The sequence below is a fragment of the Streptomyces sp. NPDC006923 genome (genome assembly GCF_040635655.1).
Taxonomy (GTDB): Bacteria; Actinomycetota; Actinomycetes; order Streptomycetales; family Streptomycetaceae; genus Streptomyces.
In genome coordinates this window covers 45,496-60,415 of the sequence record NZ_JBEYIF010000014.1, presented here as the reverse complement: position 1 = coordinate 60,415, position 14,920 = coordinate 45,496, and the positions used below count along the sequence as shown (strand labels likewise).

The following is a 14,920-nucleotide window of genomic DNA, read 5'->3' as shown; positions in this document are numbered from 1 at the left end:
AGGGCCGGCCGGTCAGTCCGCGGCGGTGGCGGGCACGGGGGGCTCGTGGCCCTGGCCGACGCCGCATTCCTCCGAGGGCGGCCGCTCGCGCAATTCCACGATGGCCGTCTCGAAGTCCTCGAGTGAGTCAAACGCCCGGTACACGGACGCGAAGCGCAGGTACGCGACAAGGTCGAGTTCCTGGAGGGGGCCCAGTATCGCGAGTCCCACGTCATGAGTGGTGAGCTCGGCACTCCCGGTGGCGCGCACCGCTTCCTCGACCCGCTGGCCGAGCTTGGCGAGAGCGTCCTCGGTGACCGGCCGCCCCTGGCACGCCTTGCGCACGCCCGAGATGACCTTGGTGCGACTGAAGGGCTCGGTCACCCCGCTGCGCTTGATCACCATCAGCGAGGCGGTCTCCACCGTCGTGAAACGGCGGGAGCAGTCCGGACACTGGCGACGACGCCGGATGGACGTCCCGTCGTCGGTGGTGCGGCTGTCGACGACACGGCTGTCGGGGTGCCTGCAGAAGGGACAGTACATGGCTCTCAACCCTCCTTCACAGCGCGACTGAATAGCCCCGTCAGGGCCCGGAAAGAGCCCCTCGAAGCGAGCCCCAGCATAGGCGATGGCCTTGCCCCGAAGAGACGGGGGGACCACAACTTCTGGGTGGCCGCGACAATCCAACCACTAGATCTGGGGTTTACCCGCATCCTAAGCCCGAGCGCGTGTCGTGCGCGGGGGCGGGTGCCCGGCGGCCCGGCGGACCGGCCCGGAGAGCACGGGAGGGGCGCGGCGGACCGGATTCCGGGCCCTCCGGTGGAAGACTGGGAACCGCCCCGGATCGCCCCGGCTCAGCGGCGAACGGTACCGTGACGACGGCAGGCCACGACGCCCATAAAGCCCGGCCATACACCTACTAAGACGCTCACGTAAGACGCTCTTCGATTTTTCACTCGAACGTGTGTTTGGCGCAACCTTTCGAAAGCTACTACCGTTGTCCAGCCAGGGAGAACATTTCGAGAGGGGCCGACGTGACCACCACCGCAGACAGTGCCACCATCACTGCGCAGGACCGCTCCCAGAGCCGACTCGAGCCGGTGCATGCAATGAATCTGAATGACGCAGCCACGAACCCGGAGGGGTCCAAGCCCGGCCGTTCGCTGCCCGGCCGACCTCCAGGAATCAGGGCCGACAGCTCCGGTCTCACGGACCGGCAGCGGCGGGTGATCGAGGTTATCCGCGATTCCGTGCAGCGGCGTGGATATCCGCCCTCCATGCGGGAGATCGGCCAGGCCGTGGGTCTCTCCAGCACCTCTTCGGTGGCCCATCAGCTCATGGCCCTGGAACGCAAGGGTTTCCTGCGCCGTGACCCGCACCGGCCGAGGGCATACGAAGTGCGGGGTTCGGACCAGCCGAGCACCCAGCAGACGGACACGACAGGCAAGCCCGCCGCCTCCTACGTACCGCTGGTCGGCAGGATCGCGGCCGGAGGACCGATCCTCGCGGAGGAATCCGTCGAGGACGTCTTCCCGCTCCCCCGCCAGTTGGTGGGTGACGGAGAGCTGTTCGTCCTCAAGGTCGTCGGTGACTCGATGATCGAAGCGGCGATCTGCGACGGTGACTGGGTGACGGTGCGCCGCCAGCCGGTCGCGGAGAACGGCGACATCGTCGCCGCGATGCTGGACGGCGAGGCGACCGTCAAGCGCTTCCGGCGCGAGGACGGCCATGTCTGGCTGCTGCCGCACAACGCGGCGTACCAGCCGATCCCCGGCGACGAGGCGACGATCCTCGGCAAGGTGGTGGCGGTCCTGCGCCGGGTGTGACGACTCCGCCGGCTCCGACCGGGCCCCGGGACCTACTGCGCCGGTCCCGGGGCTCTCTTGTGCCCACGGGTCCGCTCCTCCACACGGCACCGCGCTGCGCGTCGCGCCGTCGGGGACCACGGCGCCCGGCCCGGACAGGACGGGGGCCCTGTCCGGCGAATCCCGGCGAATCCCACCCAGTGGCCGGGCCTAGGGCCTCTCGTTTGGATCTTGCCAGCAGCTCCAAACGAAAGGCCCTAGCGACCGTCCGCCTTGGCCACCTCGTCGATCGCCGCCAGGGACCGTCGTACCTGGTCACCGTCCGTCGTGTACCAGAAGTCGGGCAGCGAGGCACGCAGGAAACTGCCGTACCGCGCGTTGGCCAGTCTCGGATCCAGGACCGCCACCACACCCCGGTCGCCGCTCGCCCGCACCAGCCGTCCGGCACCCTGTGCCATCAGCAGCGCGGCGTGCGTCGCGGCCACTGCCATGAACCCGTTGCCACCCGCTTCCTCGACCGCCTTCTGGCGCGCGCTCATCAGCGGGTCGTCCGGACGCGGGAAGGGAATCCGGTCCATCACCACGAGCTGCGAGCTCGGACCGGGCACATCGACGCCCTGCCACAGCGAGAGCGTGCCGAACAGGCAGGTCTTCGGGTCGGCGGCGAAGGCCTTGATCAGCTCACCGAGTGTCTCCTCACCCTGCAACAGGATCGGGGCGTCCAGCCTGCCGCGCAGCTCCTCGGCGGCGGCCTGGGCGGCCCGCATCGAGGAGAAGAGCCCGAGCGTGCGGCCACCCGCCGCCTCCACCAGCTCCGCCAGCTCATCCATCATGTCGCCGCGCGAGCCCTCCCGGCCGGGCGTGTTCAGGTGGCGGGCGACATAGAGGATGCCCTGTTTGCGGTATTCGAAGGGCGAGCCGACATCGATGCCCTTCCACTGGGGAACGTCATCGCCCTCCGTGCCTTCCGGCGCCAGACCCAGCGAGGCGCCCACACCGTTGAAGTCACCGCCGAGTTTGAGCGTGGCGGAGGTGAGGACGACAGACCGGTCAGCGAAGAGCTTCTCCCGCAGCAGCCCCGAGACGGAGAGCGGGGCGACCCGGAGAGACGCACCGAACCGGTCGTGCCGTTCGTACCAGACGACGTCGTATTCGGAGCCGTTGGCGATCCGCTCGGCCACCCCGTGGACGGCTTCGACAGACGCCAGCGCCTGCTTGCGCACCACGTCCTCGTCCTGCACGGACTTGTCACGGGTCGAGCCCAGCGCCGAGATGACCGTCCTGGCGGCATCGCGCAGCGCCATCAGGGCATAGCCGAGATCTTCCGGGATCTCTTCCAGCCGCCCGGGAAGAGCCAGCTCCATCAGCCGCTCAAACGTCTCGGCCGCCGTCTGCAGCGCGTCCGCCGCCTTCTCGTTCACCAGCTTCGCCGAACGCCTGACGGCGCGGTTGACCTGGCCCGGAGTCAGCTCGCCGGTGGCCACGCCGGTGACCCGGGAGACCAGCTCGTGCGCCTCGTCGACGATGAGCACCTCGTGCTGCGGAAGCACCGGCGCGCCTTCGATCGCGTCGATCGCGAGGAGCGCGTGGTTGGTGACGACGACCTCCGCGAGCTTGGCGCGCTCACGGGCCAGCTCCGCGAAGCACTCGGCGCCGTACGCGCACTTGGTCGCCCCCAGACATTCCCGGGACGAGACGGAGACCTGGGACCAGGCGCGGTCGGACACACCGGGCGTCAGGTCGTCGCGGTCGCCGGTCTCGGTGTCGTCGGCCCAGTCCCGCATCCTGAGCAGGTCCTGGCCCAGCCTGCTGGTGGGTACGGCCGCCTCGAACTGGTCGAAGAGACCGTCCTCCTCGTCCTGCGGCACTCCCTCGTGGAGACGGTGCAGGCAGAGGTAGTTGGACCGGCCCTTGAGCATGGCGAACTCGGGACGTCTGCGCAGCAGCGGGTGCAGCGCGTCGACCGTCCGCGGAAGGTCACGCTCCACGAGCTGGCGCTGCAGCGCCAGGGTGGCCGTGGCCACCACGACCCGCTCTCCGTGGGCCAGAGCCGGGACCAGATAGCCCAGCGACTTACCGGTGCCGGTGCCGGCCTGGGCAAGCAGATGGGACGGGGCGTCGATGGCCTCGGCCACGGCCTCGGCCATGGTGACCTGGCCTGGCCGTTCCACACCGCCGACGGAGGCGACAGCGGCATGGAGGAGCTCGGGAAGTGATGGCTTCGTCATAGCCCGACCACCCTACGGCGCGACACTGACAACGGCGATCACTCAGCCGTCCGCACCAGGGCCAGCGGGTTGGGAACCGTACCGTGCACGGCGGCGTGCGGCCGCTCGGAACGGTCTCGGTATCCGTCGAGATGCAGGCGGTTGCGGTTCAGGCAGAGACGCTCGATACGCGGTGTGAGCAGGTCGAATGTCTCAAAGCGCGCCTTGGATTCGGGAAAGCGGGCCTGATATCGCAGGATCTCCGCCCGGACGAGGGCCCAGAACTCCTCCTCCGGCACATCGAGCTGGTCCTGGCACAGCGGCGCGAGAAAGCGGAAGACACCGACGAAGAGCCCCGAATGGATGAACTGGGTGAGGAAAGCCGGCTCCTCGGTGAGCAGGATGTCCTTCACGGCTCTGGGCATCGTGTCGTGTTCGGGAAGCGGGCGGGCGCTGACATTCACATCGTCGACGAAATCCTTGATCGCCAGGCGGACCGGCACGTCCTGGCCGTCGAAGACGACAATGGCGTTCTCGCCGTGCGGGGAGAAGACGGTCCCGTAGCGATAGAGGAAATGCAGCAGGGCGGGCAGCAGGGCCGCGAAGAGGCGCTGGAGCCAGACCGTGGGGGCGAGACCGGAACGGGCGACGAGCTCCGCGGTGAAGGAACGTCCCTGCGGATCGGTGTGGAGCAGGGAAGCGAGCGTCCGGGCGCGCTCGTCCGGGTCCAGCCGGGTCTCCAGGGGCTCGCGCCAGATCGCGCCGAGCAGCTCCTTGTACTGGTACGGGACCTCGGGGAGACGGTCGTAGAGGGGGTGCTCGACCGTCACGGAGGCGACCTCTCCGAGCAGGATCACCGCGCATTCGTCCCGGAGAAACGGATCCGCGTCGCGCAGCCCCTGGACCCACGCGGTGACGGCGGGCGCGGCAAGGGTGCGCTCGGTGGGGAGTCCGCGCCAGACGAGTGTGTTGAGGATGGACAGCGGGAGTTTGACCGTGTGCCGGTCGGGTCTCTCGATGTTGAGGAACGTGCGGATGGACTGCTGTGCCAGCCGGAGGTCACCGTCGGTGGGGAGCGGAATGATCGCTCCCTGGGCTATCGCCGGTGCGTAGAGCCGCAGCAGCACCTCGTCCCACTGCCAGGGGTGCACGGGGAGGTAGAGGTAGGCGGCGGGGTCCAGGCCCCGGTCCCGGAGCACGGCGTCGAAGCCCTCACGGACCGGGGCGTCGAGCTCCAGGGCGTAGAGCGAATCGGGCGCTTCGAGTGTGGCGACGCCCCGGTAGGTGGCGAGGGAGGTGCTGACCGCGATCCAGGGGAGCCGGGCAGGCGTGCGGGCCTCGGGTGCCCAGCGGGCGGCGTCGGTGGCGGAGAAGCCGATCCGGCCCTTGTTCAGGACGATCCAGGGATGTCCTGTCTGGTGTCCTTCGAGTGAGGCGTAGTCGAGATCGGCCAGGTGGGCGGCGGTGAGCGCGGTGTGGTCCAGCCGGGCGTCGGCGGCGAGGGTGATGGTGAGTTCACGGAGCAAGTGACCAAGGGTTTCGCCGTCGAGTGCGAGCAGACGGCGGGACATCAGCAGGAAACGCAAGGGGTCCGTGAAGGGTTCGCTCCGGCTCTGCATGGTGTCGGGGTCGACGCGCCAGCTGCCGTAGGCGCCGCGCGAGGCCCGGAAGGTGAGCGTTTCGCCGTCGTCGAGCGTGAGGTCGTAGTGCCCGTCGGCAGCTCTCGGTACGGGCTCGATGACCTCCTCGTACGCGAATTCCCCGAGCAGTTTGGCGAGGAGGCGACCGGCCGCGCGGTCCCAGGCTCTCGGGTTCAGCTCGGGCGGGCAGAACAGCGCTGTCGGCTCGGCGGAGCCGGTGGAGTCAGGGACAGCGGCGGATTTCGGCACGAGGACTCCTCGGGATGGAACCGATGTGGATCGAGCGGTGTGTGCAGGGCGGCGGATCGTTCACAGCAGGTCGCGAAAGGCACGTTCGCGGACCAGGAGGGCGGCCCGCTTGTCGGGCAGGTCGACTTCCGCGGAGAACCGGAAGCCGGCGCTGAGAAAGGCGGATACGGAGGGGGTGTTGCGCAGGTCGGGTTCGGCGATGACGCGCCCACAGCGGGGACGGTGGTCGAGGACGAGGTCGGACACCGCTCTCAGCAGGGTGGTGCCCACTCCGCGGCCCCGGTCTGCGACGCCGCCGACGAGGAGGTGGATTCCGGTGTCATGAGGACGGGACGGATAGTGACGCGCGAGAGGGTCGAGGTCGGCGCGGTAGATCTCCCAGTAGCTCATGGGGGTCCCGCCCAGTACACCGAGGCAGGGGACGCTGCGTCCGTCGCCGTCGAGCTGGGGGCGAAGATGCGCGGCGGTGACTGCTTCCGGACCCGCGAGTTCCCAGAAGGCGGCGACCGCTGGATCGTTCATCCACCGGCTGATCAGCGTCAGATCACGCTCGACGCGTACGGGAACGAGCTGGAAGACACCCACGGAGGTGGTGACCGGCCCCCAGCCGGCGGGGGCGTCGAGCAGATCACCGGCAGGGGCGTGCCGGGGCATGGGCGGGAATGCCGCGCCGCCCTCTCCGAACAGCGCGCCGAGCTCCTCGGGCAACCGCAGGTCGAGGGTGTCCTCGGTGCCCCCCGCGGCCCCCGGGGGGTGGCTCGTTCCGGTGCCGGTGCTCGCTTCGGCGGGAGGCATGCGGCGCTCTCCTCTCAGCAGTTCTGGCGATCGTGTTCGTTCAACGGCGAAGGGGATTGGTGATGGTGACGTAGACGGACTGGGTGTCAACGGGGCCGACGAGTTCGTCGAGGCCGTACAGCCGGGTGAGCAGGTTGGCCTTGCAGCGCAGGGTGGGGGCTTCCAGGAGGTGTCCGGGCAGTGAGGACCCGAGTTCGGACGCGTTGGCGAGGAACAGGCGGAGGGCGGCGATGAGGACGCGTTCGTCGGCGAGGTCCTGGGCGCCGAACGCCCCGATCAGGCCGAAGACGTTGTTGATGCCGAGGTAGTAGGCGAAGCGTTCGTCGGTCACCTCGTCGGAGACGAAGGTGTCGCTGGTCGAGCCGATCCCGGGGAGACGTCGTTGCAGGGAGGGACGGTGTGATTCACGGAAGTAGTAGCCCTGGTTGTCGCGGTAGCGGCCGCCGACCGGCCAGCCATGAGCGTCGAGAATCACCAGGGTGTTCTGCTGGTGGGCCTCGAGGGCGATGCCTGCCGTGCCGTCGAGCCAGAGTACTGGGCGTACGACGTGGTCGAGGTAGCGCAGAAACCACTCGGCGGCCACGGCGCCGGAGGGACGGCCGGTGTGGGCCGAAAGCCGGGAAATGATCTCGGCCAGGCGCGAATAAACACCGGGGCGGCCCGGATAGGGACGGGGGGCGGTCAGAGCGGCGATGCAGACGGCGTCGTCGCCGGGGGCGAACGGGTTGTGGCGCAGCATGACGTCGAGTCCGCTGACCGCTTCACCGTCCGGGGTGTCCACGGCGAGCCAGGCGGGGTCGCGGACGATGTCGAAGGCCGGGTGTGCGGCCTGCCATTCCTTGGCGAGGCCGCTGCGCAGCAGCCGGTGGACCTCGACGCCCCGGTGGAGTTCCTTGCGGAGGTTCTCACGACGGGAGTTGGTGATGCGCACGCCGAGGGAGAGCTTGAGCATGGCGGGGGCGCCGGGGCGGTGCACTGTACGGACCGAGGAGGTGGGATGCCAGGGGGCGCCGTGGGGTCCGAGGTCGTGGAGGAGGCCGGCGTCGAGCAGTTCGACGACGGCGGGGCGGTGCCTCAACTCACGGGCCTGCCAGGGATGGAGAGGCAGCGGGACGGTGTGCTCGGGAAGGGTGAGATCCCCGAGGAGACGCGCCGCGAGGTGTTCGGCGGGCACGACGCGGCCCTGTTCGGTCCAGGCCGAGTCAGTCGCCAGTACGGACCGGTCGACGGCCATCCAGTGCAGCGGGAAGGACCCGCGCAACTCGGGTGAGTAGAGACGGGCTTCTGCCTCGGAGAGTCCTTCCCGGCTCTTGGGAGTGGGATGGAGCGGGTGCCCGAGGAGGAGCGACTGCTCCGCGGTGAGGAAGAGGTCCGCGCCCGGTGCCGTACCCGGACGGCGCCGGCGGTCGGCGAGGAAGTCGGCCGTGTGCGCGACCGAGTTGGCGACTCTGCCGACGAGATCGGCGCCTTGGTGGCGGCCGGACTCGCGGCCGAGGAGTGCGGCGACGGTGACGGCGTCGGCCGCGGGGGCGTCCTGGGGGGCGGTCTCCAGGACCGGCATGCCGAAGCGGTGCCAGCCCGTGGCCGACCAGTACTTGATGGGGACGAGGAGTGCGATCCCGCTGGCGTCGAGGGGAACACGCAGTACCCTGCCGCCGGGCCGGGGCAGGTTGTTCTCCCTGACCCAGCAGCGCAGCAGGCTCTCCACGGTCGCGGCGTCGGCCGCCCTGCCCGGATCCGGATGGTCGAGGTGGTCCCCCGCCGGGACGCCGGCAGGCGGGTGCGTGGTGGTCGTGACCTGTTCGTCGAAGCTGCTCGCGGGCTGCCGTGGCACCGTCACCGGCCCGGCGGAGCGGGGTACGTGTGCCGGGTCCTGTGCCTGGTCGTGTCCTCGGACGGGAGTGGAGGAGAGGCCGTCGGCCTTGGGCTCATCGGATGCGGGGGTGGGGTTCACGGCAGGATTCCTTGGGGGGATGTCCGGGGTCAGATCGAGGGACCGGTGTCGTTCCGGCTGTGCCTGGCGGCCTCTGCCGCCGCCAGGGCGTCGGCGAAACGGTCGAGGACCGCCGTGGCCTGTTCGTCGGTCAGGGTGAGGGGAGGGAGCAGACGCACCACGGCGGACTCGCGCCCGCCGAGTTCCACGATGAGACCGCGGCTGAGGCACTGCTGCTGCACGGCCACGGCGAGAGCGGAATCAGGCGGCGCGGGGTCACCGGCTTCGGGGGCGACGAGTTCCACGCCGATCATGAGGCCCCGGCCGCGTACGTCTCCGATGCAGGCGTGATTGGCCGCCAGGCCCTGGAGCTGTCCCAGCATGCGCGCGCCGAGGATCGCGGCCCGGTCGGCGAGCTGGTTCTCCCGCACGTACGCGAGGGTGGCGGCGCCCGCTGCCATCGCGAGCTGATTGCCGCGGAAGGTGCCCGCGTGCGCTCCGGGACCCCAGCAGTCGAGATCCGAGTGGTAGACGATCACGGCAAGCGGAAGGGAGCCGCCGATCGCCTTGGAGAGAACCATGACGTCGGGGGTGATCCCACTGTGCTCCACGGCCCAGAAGGTACCGGTCCGTCCGACTCCTGTCTGCACCTCGTCGGCGATGAGCGGGATCGACCGGTCGGCGGTGATCTCGCGCATCCTGCGCAGCCAGTTGTCGGGGGCGGGGATCACTCCGCCCTCGCCCTGCACCGGTTCGAGGATCATTCCGGCGGGGGCGGGCAGACCGGCCTTGGGGTCGTCGAGCAGGTTCTCGGTCCAGCGGGCGGCGAGTTCCGCGCCACGCTCCCCGCCGATGCCGAAGGGGCAGCGGTAGTCGTACGGATAGGGCAGCCGGGTCACCCGAACATCCTCGGCACCACCGGAGACCGCGAGGGCACCGGCGGTCATGCCGTGGTAGGCCCCGGTGAAGGAGAGAAGGCCGCTGCGGCCGGTGGCGGTGCGGACGAGCTTGAGGGCCGCTTCCACCGCGTCGGTGCCCGCGGGGCCGCAGAACTGCACTCGGGCGTTCTCGGCGAACTGCCGCGGCAGGGTGGCGAACAGCTCGGTGGTGAAGGCGTCCTTGACAGGTGTGGCCAGGTCGAGGACATGGAGCGGGGCTCCCGAGTCGAGGACCTTTCTGATGGCCTCCAGAACCACCGGGTGATTGTGCCCGAGGGCCAGGGTCCCCGCGCCGGAGAGGCAGTCCAGATACCGTCGGCCGTCCGCCCCTTCGATGGTCAGGCCACGCGCGCGCACGGGCACGATGGGCAGCGACCTCGCGTAGGTACGGGCCGCCGATTCGCGCAGGGCCTGGCGCCGGAGAATGCCTTCATGCGCGACGGTCGGCGCGCCCGGGGCTGGTTCGGTCAGGGCCACGTCTGTCGGTCCTCCCGCTTTCAGGGGGTCAAGTGCATGTCAGTACGGCGCTCAGCCGCCGGATGTTCGACGGCCGAGCGGCAGCCTTGTCCCCCGTAGGTACAAACGACGCGGAGTGCCGCGAATCACGGGTAGCCGGAAGATCGTTGAGGGCCGGAACCGCGGCCCTGCCGTGCGCCGTCCTCACCGGCAACGGCATAGTGGAGGCCGCGTCCTGGCCCCGGGCACCACGGCCGGGGCACGCCGACCAGCTCTGCGTTCCGAAATGTCCCGATGTCCCAGGGGGATCACGTCATGCGACCCATTCGTCCCACGCTCGCCGCACGCCGTGGGAGGAACACCCGACGCCGAATATCCCCCGCCCTTGCCGCCGCCTCGATCGCGGCCGCCCTCGCCCTGACGGCGACCGCCTGCGGGACGGGCGAGGACGACGTGTCGGCCGGCTCGACTGCGACGCCGGGCGGTTCGTTCGACGGCAAGATCACCATCCCCGACGATCTCAAGGACCGGCTCAAGGACCGCGGGATCGATCTGGACAAGTGGCGCGGCGGCGAGTGGAAGAACTGGGACCGGGACACGTGGCTGCGTGAGGCGCGGGACTTCGTCAACCCGATCATCGAGGGCCTCTGGGACCAGGACCGCATGCGGGGCGCCGAGGAGCCCGACAAGCCGGTGGTGGAACAGGACATCTCGGGTGACGCGGGAGTGACCGACCCGACCCCGTCGCCGGTCGAGGCGCAGGCGGTGACCACACCGTACGGCGACAACGCGGCCGAGGCGGGCAAGCTCTTCTTCGACGGGCCCCAGGGTTCGATGGTCTGCTCGGCGACCGTGGTCGAGGACCCGGCCCATCCCGGCAAGTCCAACATGGTGTGGACCGCGGGGCACTGTGTGCACGCGGGCAAGAGCGGCGGCTGGTTCCGCAATCTCGCCTTTGTCCCCTCGTACAACAACAACGGCCTGTCGATGGCCGAGTTGGAGGGTGCGGCCAAGGACCAGGTCACTCCGCACGGGGTGTGGTGGGCCGACTGGGCACAGACCTCCGAGCAGTGGATCTCCCAGGGTGCCTCGACCGGCGGCCAGGGCGCCCCGTACGACTTCGCGGTGATCCACGTCACGCCGGAGAAGGGCAGCGACGGCAAGTCGCTGGAGGAGACGGTCGGTTCGGCTCTGCCGGTGGACTTCAACGCTCCGGCCACCCCCAGGATCGACAGCATCACCGCGACGGGGTATCCGGCTGCGCCGCCGTTCGACGGCCAGAAGCTCTTCCAGTGCCAGGACAAGCCGGGCCGGCTGTCGCTGAGCGCCGGAGACCCGACCATGTACCGCGTCGGCTGCACCATGACCGGCGGTGCGTCCGGCGGCGGCTGGGTGGCGAACGGTCAGGACGGCAGGCCCGCTCTGGTGTCCAACACCTCCATCGGCCCGGTCACGGCCGGCTGGCTGGCCGGACCCCGACTCGGCGAGGTGGCCAAGGACGTCTACGACGGCGTCAGCAAGAAGTTCGCGGGCCAGTAGTCCGTCGGGCCGCGACATAGGCCATACGAATCCATCAGGCCCGCCACAGGGCGTACAGGCGGCGCAGCGCGACGGCCCGCCCCTCACACCGAGGGGCGGGCCGTCGCGTCATGTGTACGGTCGGCGAAAGCGCCGGTCAGCGGGCCACCGGCACAAAGGGAGCGAGCGCCGCGGCCAGCTCCTCATGGACGCGCGCCTTGAGCACCGTGCCCTCCGACGTGTGTTCCTCGGACAGCACCTCACCCTCGGCATGCACACGTGAGACCAGTCCGCCCTGCGTGTAGGGCAGAAGCACCTCGACCTCCACCTCGGGGCGGGGCAGCTCCGCGTCGATGAGCGCGAGCAGCTCGCCCATGCCCATACCCGTCCGCGCGGAGACGGCGATGGCGTACCGCTCCGCGCGCAGCAGCCGCTGCAGCACCAGCGGGTCCGCCGCATCCGCCTTGTTGATCACGACGATCTCGCGGACGTTCACCGCACCAACGTCGCGGATCACCTCGCGCACAGCGGCGAGCTGCTCCTCCGGCACGGGATGCGAGCCGTCCACCACATGCAGGATCAGATCGGAGTCACCGACCTCTTCCATGGTCGAGCGGAATGCCTCGACCAAGTGGTGCGGCAGATGCCGGACGAAGCCCACCGTATCCGCCAGCGTGTAGAGGCGGCCGCTCGGTGTCTCGGCCCGGCGGACGGTCGGGTCGAGGGTCGCGAACAGCGCGTTCTCCACCAGTACACCGGCGCCGGTGAGCCTGTTGAGCAGCGACGACTTGCCTGCGTTGGTGTATCCGGCGATCGCGACGGACGGCACCTTGTGACGCCGCCGCTCCTGTCGTTTGATCTCGCGGCCGGTCTTCATCTCCGCGATCTCCCGGCGCATCTTCGCCATCTTCTCGCGGATCCGCCGGCGGTCCGTCTCGATCTTGGTCTCACCGGGACCGCGCGTGGCCATGCCGCCACCGCCGCCGCCACCCATCTGCCGGGACAGCGACTGACCCCAGCCACGCAGCCGCGGCAGCATGTACTGCATCTGGGCGAGCGCGACCTGAGCCTTGCCCTCCCGGGACTTGGCGTGCTGGGCGAAGATGTCCAGGATCAGGGCCGTACGGTCGACCACCTTGACCTTGACGACATCTTCGAGGTGGATCAACTGGCCGGGGCTCAGTTCACCGTCGCACACGACGGTGTCGGCGCCGCTCTCCAGCACGATGTCCCGCAGCTCCTGTGCCTTGCCGGAGCCGATGTAGGTGGCGGGATCGGGCTTGTCACGACGCTGGATCACACCGTCGAGCACCAGCGCGCCCGCCGTCTCGGCGAGCGCCGCCAGCTCCGCGAGGGAGTTCTCCGCGTCCTGCACGGTGCCCGAGGTCCACACACCGACAAGCACGACGCGCTCGAGGCGCAGCTGCCGGTACTCGACTTCGGTGACGTCTTCGAGCTCGGTGGACAGACCCGCCACACGCCGCAGCGCCGCGCGCTCCGAGCGGTCGAACTGGTCGCCGTCCCGCTCTCCGTCGATCTCGTGGCTCCAGGCGACGTCCTCTTCCATCAGGGCATCGGCCCGAAGGCTTTCCGTGCGTGGTTCCGCGATGTGCTGCGCGTCCTGGGAAGGGGAGGAAGAGGAGGTCATTGGATCCTTACGTCGAAGAGAATTCCGATACACCCGTCACAACGCGTGACGGCCGGAATTGATTCCCGGCCGCGTTGCCGACCTGTCGATGGTGACATGGTTCGGTGCGGCCGTCACTCGGGTTTCACTCTCCGTTCCCGGGGCGTGTCACGGCCTCGGGGACAGGCTGCGGCTCCGGGGCCGCCGGGTGGTGCGGGGCCTTCCGCGCCGGGCCCTGCTGCGTGACCACCGGGTCGCTCCGCCAGTCCGCGTGGCCCGGCATCGGTGGCGTTTTCCGACCGTACAGCCACGCGGTGAAGAAAGCGGACAGGTCGCGGCCGGCGGTGTCCGACGCCAGCGAGGTGAACTCCGCGGTGGTCGCCGTTCCGTCGCGGTGATCCCGTACCCAGTCCCGCTCCAGCCGCTGGAAGGCCGCCTCTCCCATCTCCTCCCGCAGCGCGTACAGCACCAGGGCGCTGCCGTCGTACACCACGGGCCGGAAGAGACTGATCTGATGCCCGGGCGTCGGCGGTTCGGGGGCCGCGGGTGGACCGCCGGCGGCCCGCCAGCCGTCGGACCGGCGGTATGCCTCCCGCATCCGCGTCTCCACCGGCTTCCTGGCGTGCTCCTGCGCGTACTGCGCCTCGTACCAGGTGGCGTGTCCTTCGTTGAGCCAGAGATCGGACCAGGTACGCGGCGAGACGCTGTTGCCGAACCACTGGTGGGCCAGCTCATGGACCATGACGGAGTCGACGTACCACTCGGGATACTCGGGGCGGGTGAACAGGGAGCGTTCGAAAAGCGAGAGCGTCTGGGTCTCCAGCTCGAAGCCCGTGTCGGCGCCGGCGATCAGCACCCCGTAGGTCTCGAAGGGGTACGGGCCCACCTGCTGCCCCATCCACCGGAGCTGCGCGGGTGTCTTCCTGAGCCAGCGCTCCAGCTTCTCGCGGTCCGCGGCAGGCACCACGTCGCGGACGGGCAGGCCGTCCGGCCCCGCACGATGGACCACGGCCGAGCGGCCGATGGAGACCTGAGCCAGTTCGGTGGCCATGGGGTGACGGCTGCGGTAGGTCCAGGTGGTCTTTCCGCCGGTGCTGGTCTTCGCCTCCCGCGTGCCGTTCGCGACCGCGGTCAGCGCGTCGGGCGCGGTGACGCGGAAGGTGAAGAACGCCTTGTCGGCCGGATGGTCGTTACCGGGGAAGACGCGGTGCGCGGCGTCGGCCTGGTTGGCCATCGCCAGCCCGTCGGCCGTCCGCAGCCACCCGCCGCCCCGTCCGGTCGGGTCGCTGGTGTGGGTGACAGTGATCCGCATCCGCGTTCCCGTCTCGACCACCGCGGCCGGAGTGACCACCAGGTCCTCACCGGCCGTCGCGAACCGCGCCGGGGCGCCGTTGACCTCGACCGAGCGGACCACACCGTGTGTGAAGTCGAGATTGATCCGCTCCAGGCGCTCGGTCGTCAGAGCGTCGATCTTGGTGACGGCGTCCAGCGGCTTGGTGTTGGCACCGTGATAGGTGAAATCGAGGTCGTATGTAAGGACGTCGTAGCCGGGATTGCCCAGCGTCGGAAAGAGCCGGTCGCCGATGCCGAGTGGCTCGGGCGGGGGCAGGGTCGCGGCGACAAGGGTGACCGAGGCGGCGGCCAGCAGAGCGGCGCGCGGTCGGCGGGACGTGAGCAGCATGAGCCACCGCTACCAGCCCCTGCCCCGCCGAGGACGACGGCGCGCTCCGCTCCCACTCGAAAGGCGCAGGTCCGGACGTCCGGCAGCCCCCG

10 protein-coding genes are annotated in these 14,920 nt (G+C 69.8%); 2 read left to right on the top strand and 8 right to left on the bottom strand.

What is annotated here, in order from left to right; all coding sequences use genetic code 11:
• Window positions 1-12 precede the first annotated feature (12 nt).
• On the bottom strand, window positions 13-522 hold the full coding sequence (gene nrdR, locus ABZ707_RS25360) for a transcriptional regulator NrdR (RefSeq protein ID WP_360179178.1): 510 nt from the start codon (window positions 520-522) through the stop codon (window positions 13-15).
• 491 nt (window positions 523-1,013) lie between these two features.
• Between nrdR and lexA the strand changes: the two genes are divergently transcribed.
• Window positions 1,014-1,805 (top strand): transcriptional repressor LexA, encoded by a 792-nt coding sequence (gene lexA / locus ABZ707_RS25355; RefSeq protein ID WP_360179176.1) that lies wholly within the window; start codon window positions 1,014-1,016, stop codon window positions 1,803-1,805.
• A 236-nt stretch (window positions 1,806-2,041) separates the two neighbouring features.
• Here the strand turns inward: lexA and ABZ707_RS25350 are convergent, their stop codons facing one another.
• The 5 genes from ABZ707_RS25350 to ABZ707_RS25330 all read right to left on the bottom strand — a co-directional run bounded on the left by ABZ707_RS25350 (window position 2,042) and on the right by ABZ707_RS25330 (window position 10,023).
• Entirely contained in the window at window positions 2,042-4,012 is a 1,971-nt protein-coding gene (locus ABZ707_RS25350) for an ATP-dependent DNA helicase (protein WP_360179174.1), read from the bottom strand.
• 38 nt (window positions 4,013-4,050) lie between these two features.
• Complete coding sequence (locus ABZ707_RS25345; RefSeq protein ID WP_360179337.1) at window positions 4,051-5,826, bottom strand: IucA/IucC family siderophore biosynthesis protein; 1,776 nt, start codon at window positions 5,824-5,826, stop codon at window positions 4,051-4,053.
• A 114-nt stretch (window positions 5,827-5,940) separates the two neighbouring features.
• Window positions 5,941-6,675, bottom strand: coding sequence for a GNAT family N-acetyltransferase (locus tag ABZ707_RS25340; RefSeq protein ID WP_360179172.1), 735 nt, complete (start codon window positions 6,673-6,675; stop codon window positions 5,941-5,943).
• A gap of 40 nt (window positions 6,676-6,715) precedes the next feature.
• Window positions 6,716-8,629 carry an IucA/IucC family protein gene (locus ABZ707_RS25335; protein ID WP_360179170.1) on the bottom strand — a complete coding sequence of 638 codons (1,914 nt, stop codon included), beginning with the start codon at window positions 8,627-8,629 and terminating at the stop codon, window positions 6,716-6,718.
• Between the two features lie 29 nt (window positions 8,630-8,658).
• A complete protein-coding gene (locus ABZ707_RS25330) occupies window positions 8,659-10,023 on the bottom strand; it encodes a diaminobutyrate--2-oxoglutarate transaminase family protein (protein ID WP_360179168.1) in 1,365 nt (454 codons plus the stop codon).
• Between the two features lie 294 nt (window positions 10,024-10,317).
• On the opposite strand from ABZ707_RS25330, the gene ABZ707_RS25325 reads away from it, so the two are divergent.
• Window positions 10,318-11,541, top strand: coding sequence for a hypothetical protein (locus ABZ707_RS25325; protein WP_360179166.1), 1,224 nt, complete (start codon window positions 10,318-10,320; stop codon window positions 11,539-11,541).
• Between the two features lie 136 nt (window positions 11,542-11,677).
• Here ABZ707_RS25325 and hflX read toward each other — a convergent pair whose 3' ends face one another.
• Entirely contained in the window at window positions 11,678-13,168 is a 1,491-nt protein-coding gene (hflX, locus tag ABZ707_RS25320; protein WP_360179164.1) for a GTPase HflX, read from the bottom strand.
• Between the two features lie 124 nt (window positions 13,169-13,292).
• A complete protein-coding gene (locus ABZ707_RS25315; RefSeq protein ID WP_360179162.1) occupies window positions 13,293-14,828 on the bottom strand; it encodes a M1 family metallopeptidase in 1,536 nt (511 codons plus the stop codon).
• Window positions 14,829-14,920 lie beyond the last annotated feature (92 nt).

Excerpts from the sequence above, each read along its gene's own strand:
- ABZ707_RS25315 (WP_360179162.1), bottom strand. The coding sequence starts at position 14,828 with ATGCTGCTCACGTCCCGCCGACCGCGCGCCGCTCTGCTGGCCGCCGCC.
- ABZ707_RS25325 (WP_360179166.1), top strand. The coding sequence starts at position 10,318 with ATGCGACCCATTCGTCCCACGCTCGCCGCACGCCGTGGGAGGAACACC.
- nrdR (WP_360179178.1), bottom strand. The coding sequence starts at position 522 with ATGTACTGTCCCTTCTGCAGGCACCCCGACAGCCGTGTCGTCGACAGC.
- ABZ707_RS25350 (WP_360179174.1), bottom strand. The coding sequence starts at position 4,012 with ATGACGAAGCCATCACTTCCCGAGCTCCTCCATGCCGCTGTCGCCTCC.
- hflX (WP_360179164.1), bottom strand. The coding sequence starts at position 13,168 with ATGACCTCCTCTTCCTCCCCTTCCCAGGACGCGCAGCACATCGCGGAA.
- ABZ707_RS25340 (WP_360179172.1), bottom strand. The coding sequence starts at position 6,675 with ATGCCTCCCGCCGAAGCGAGCACCGGCACCGGAACGAGCCACCCCCCG.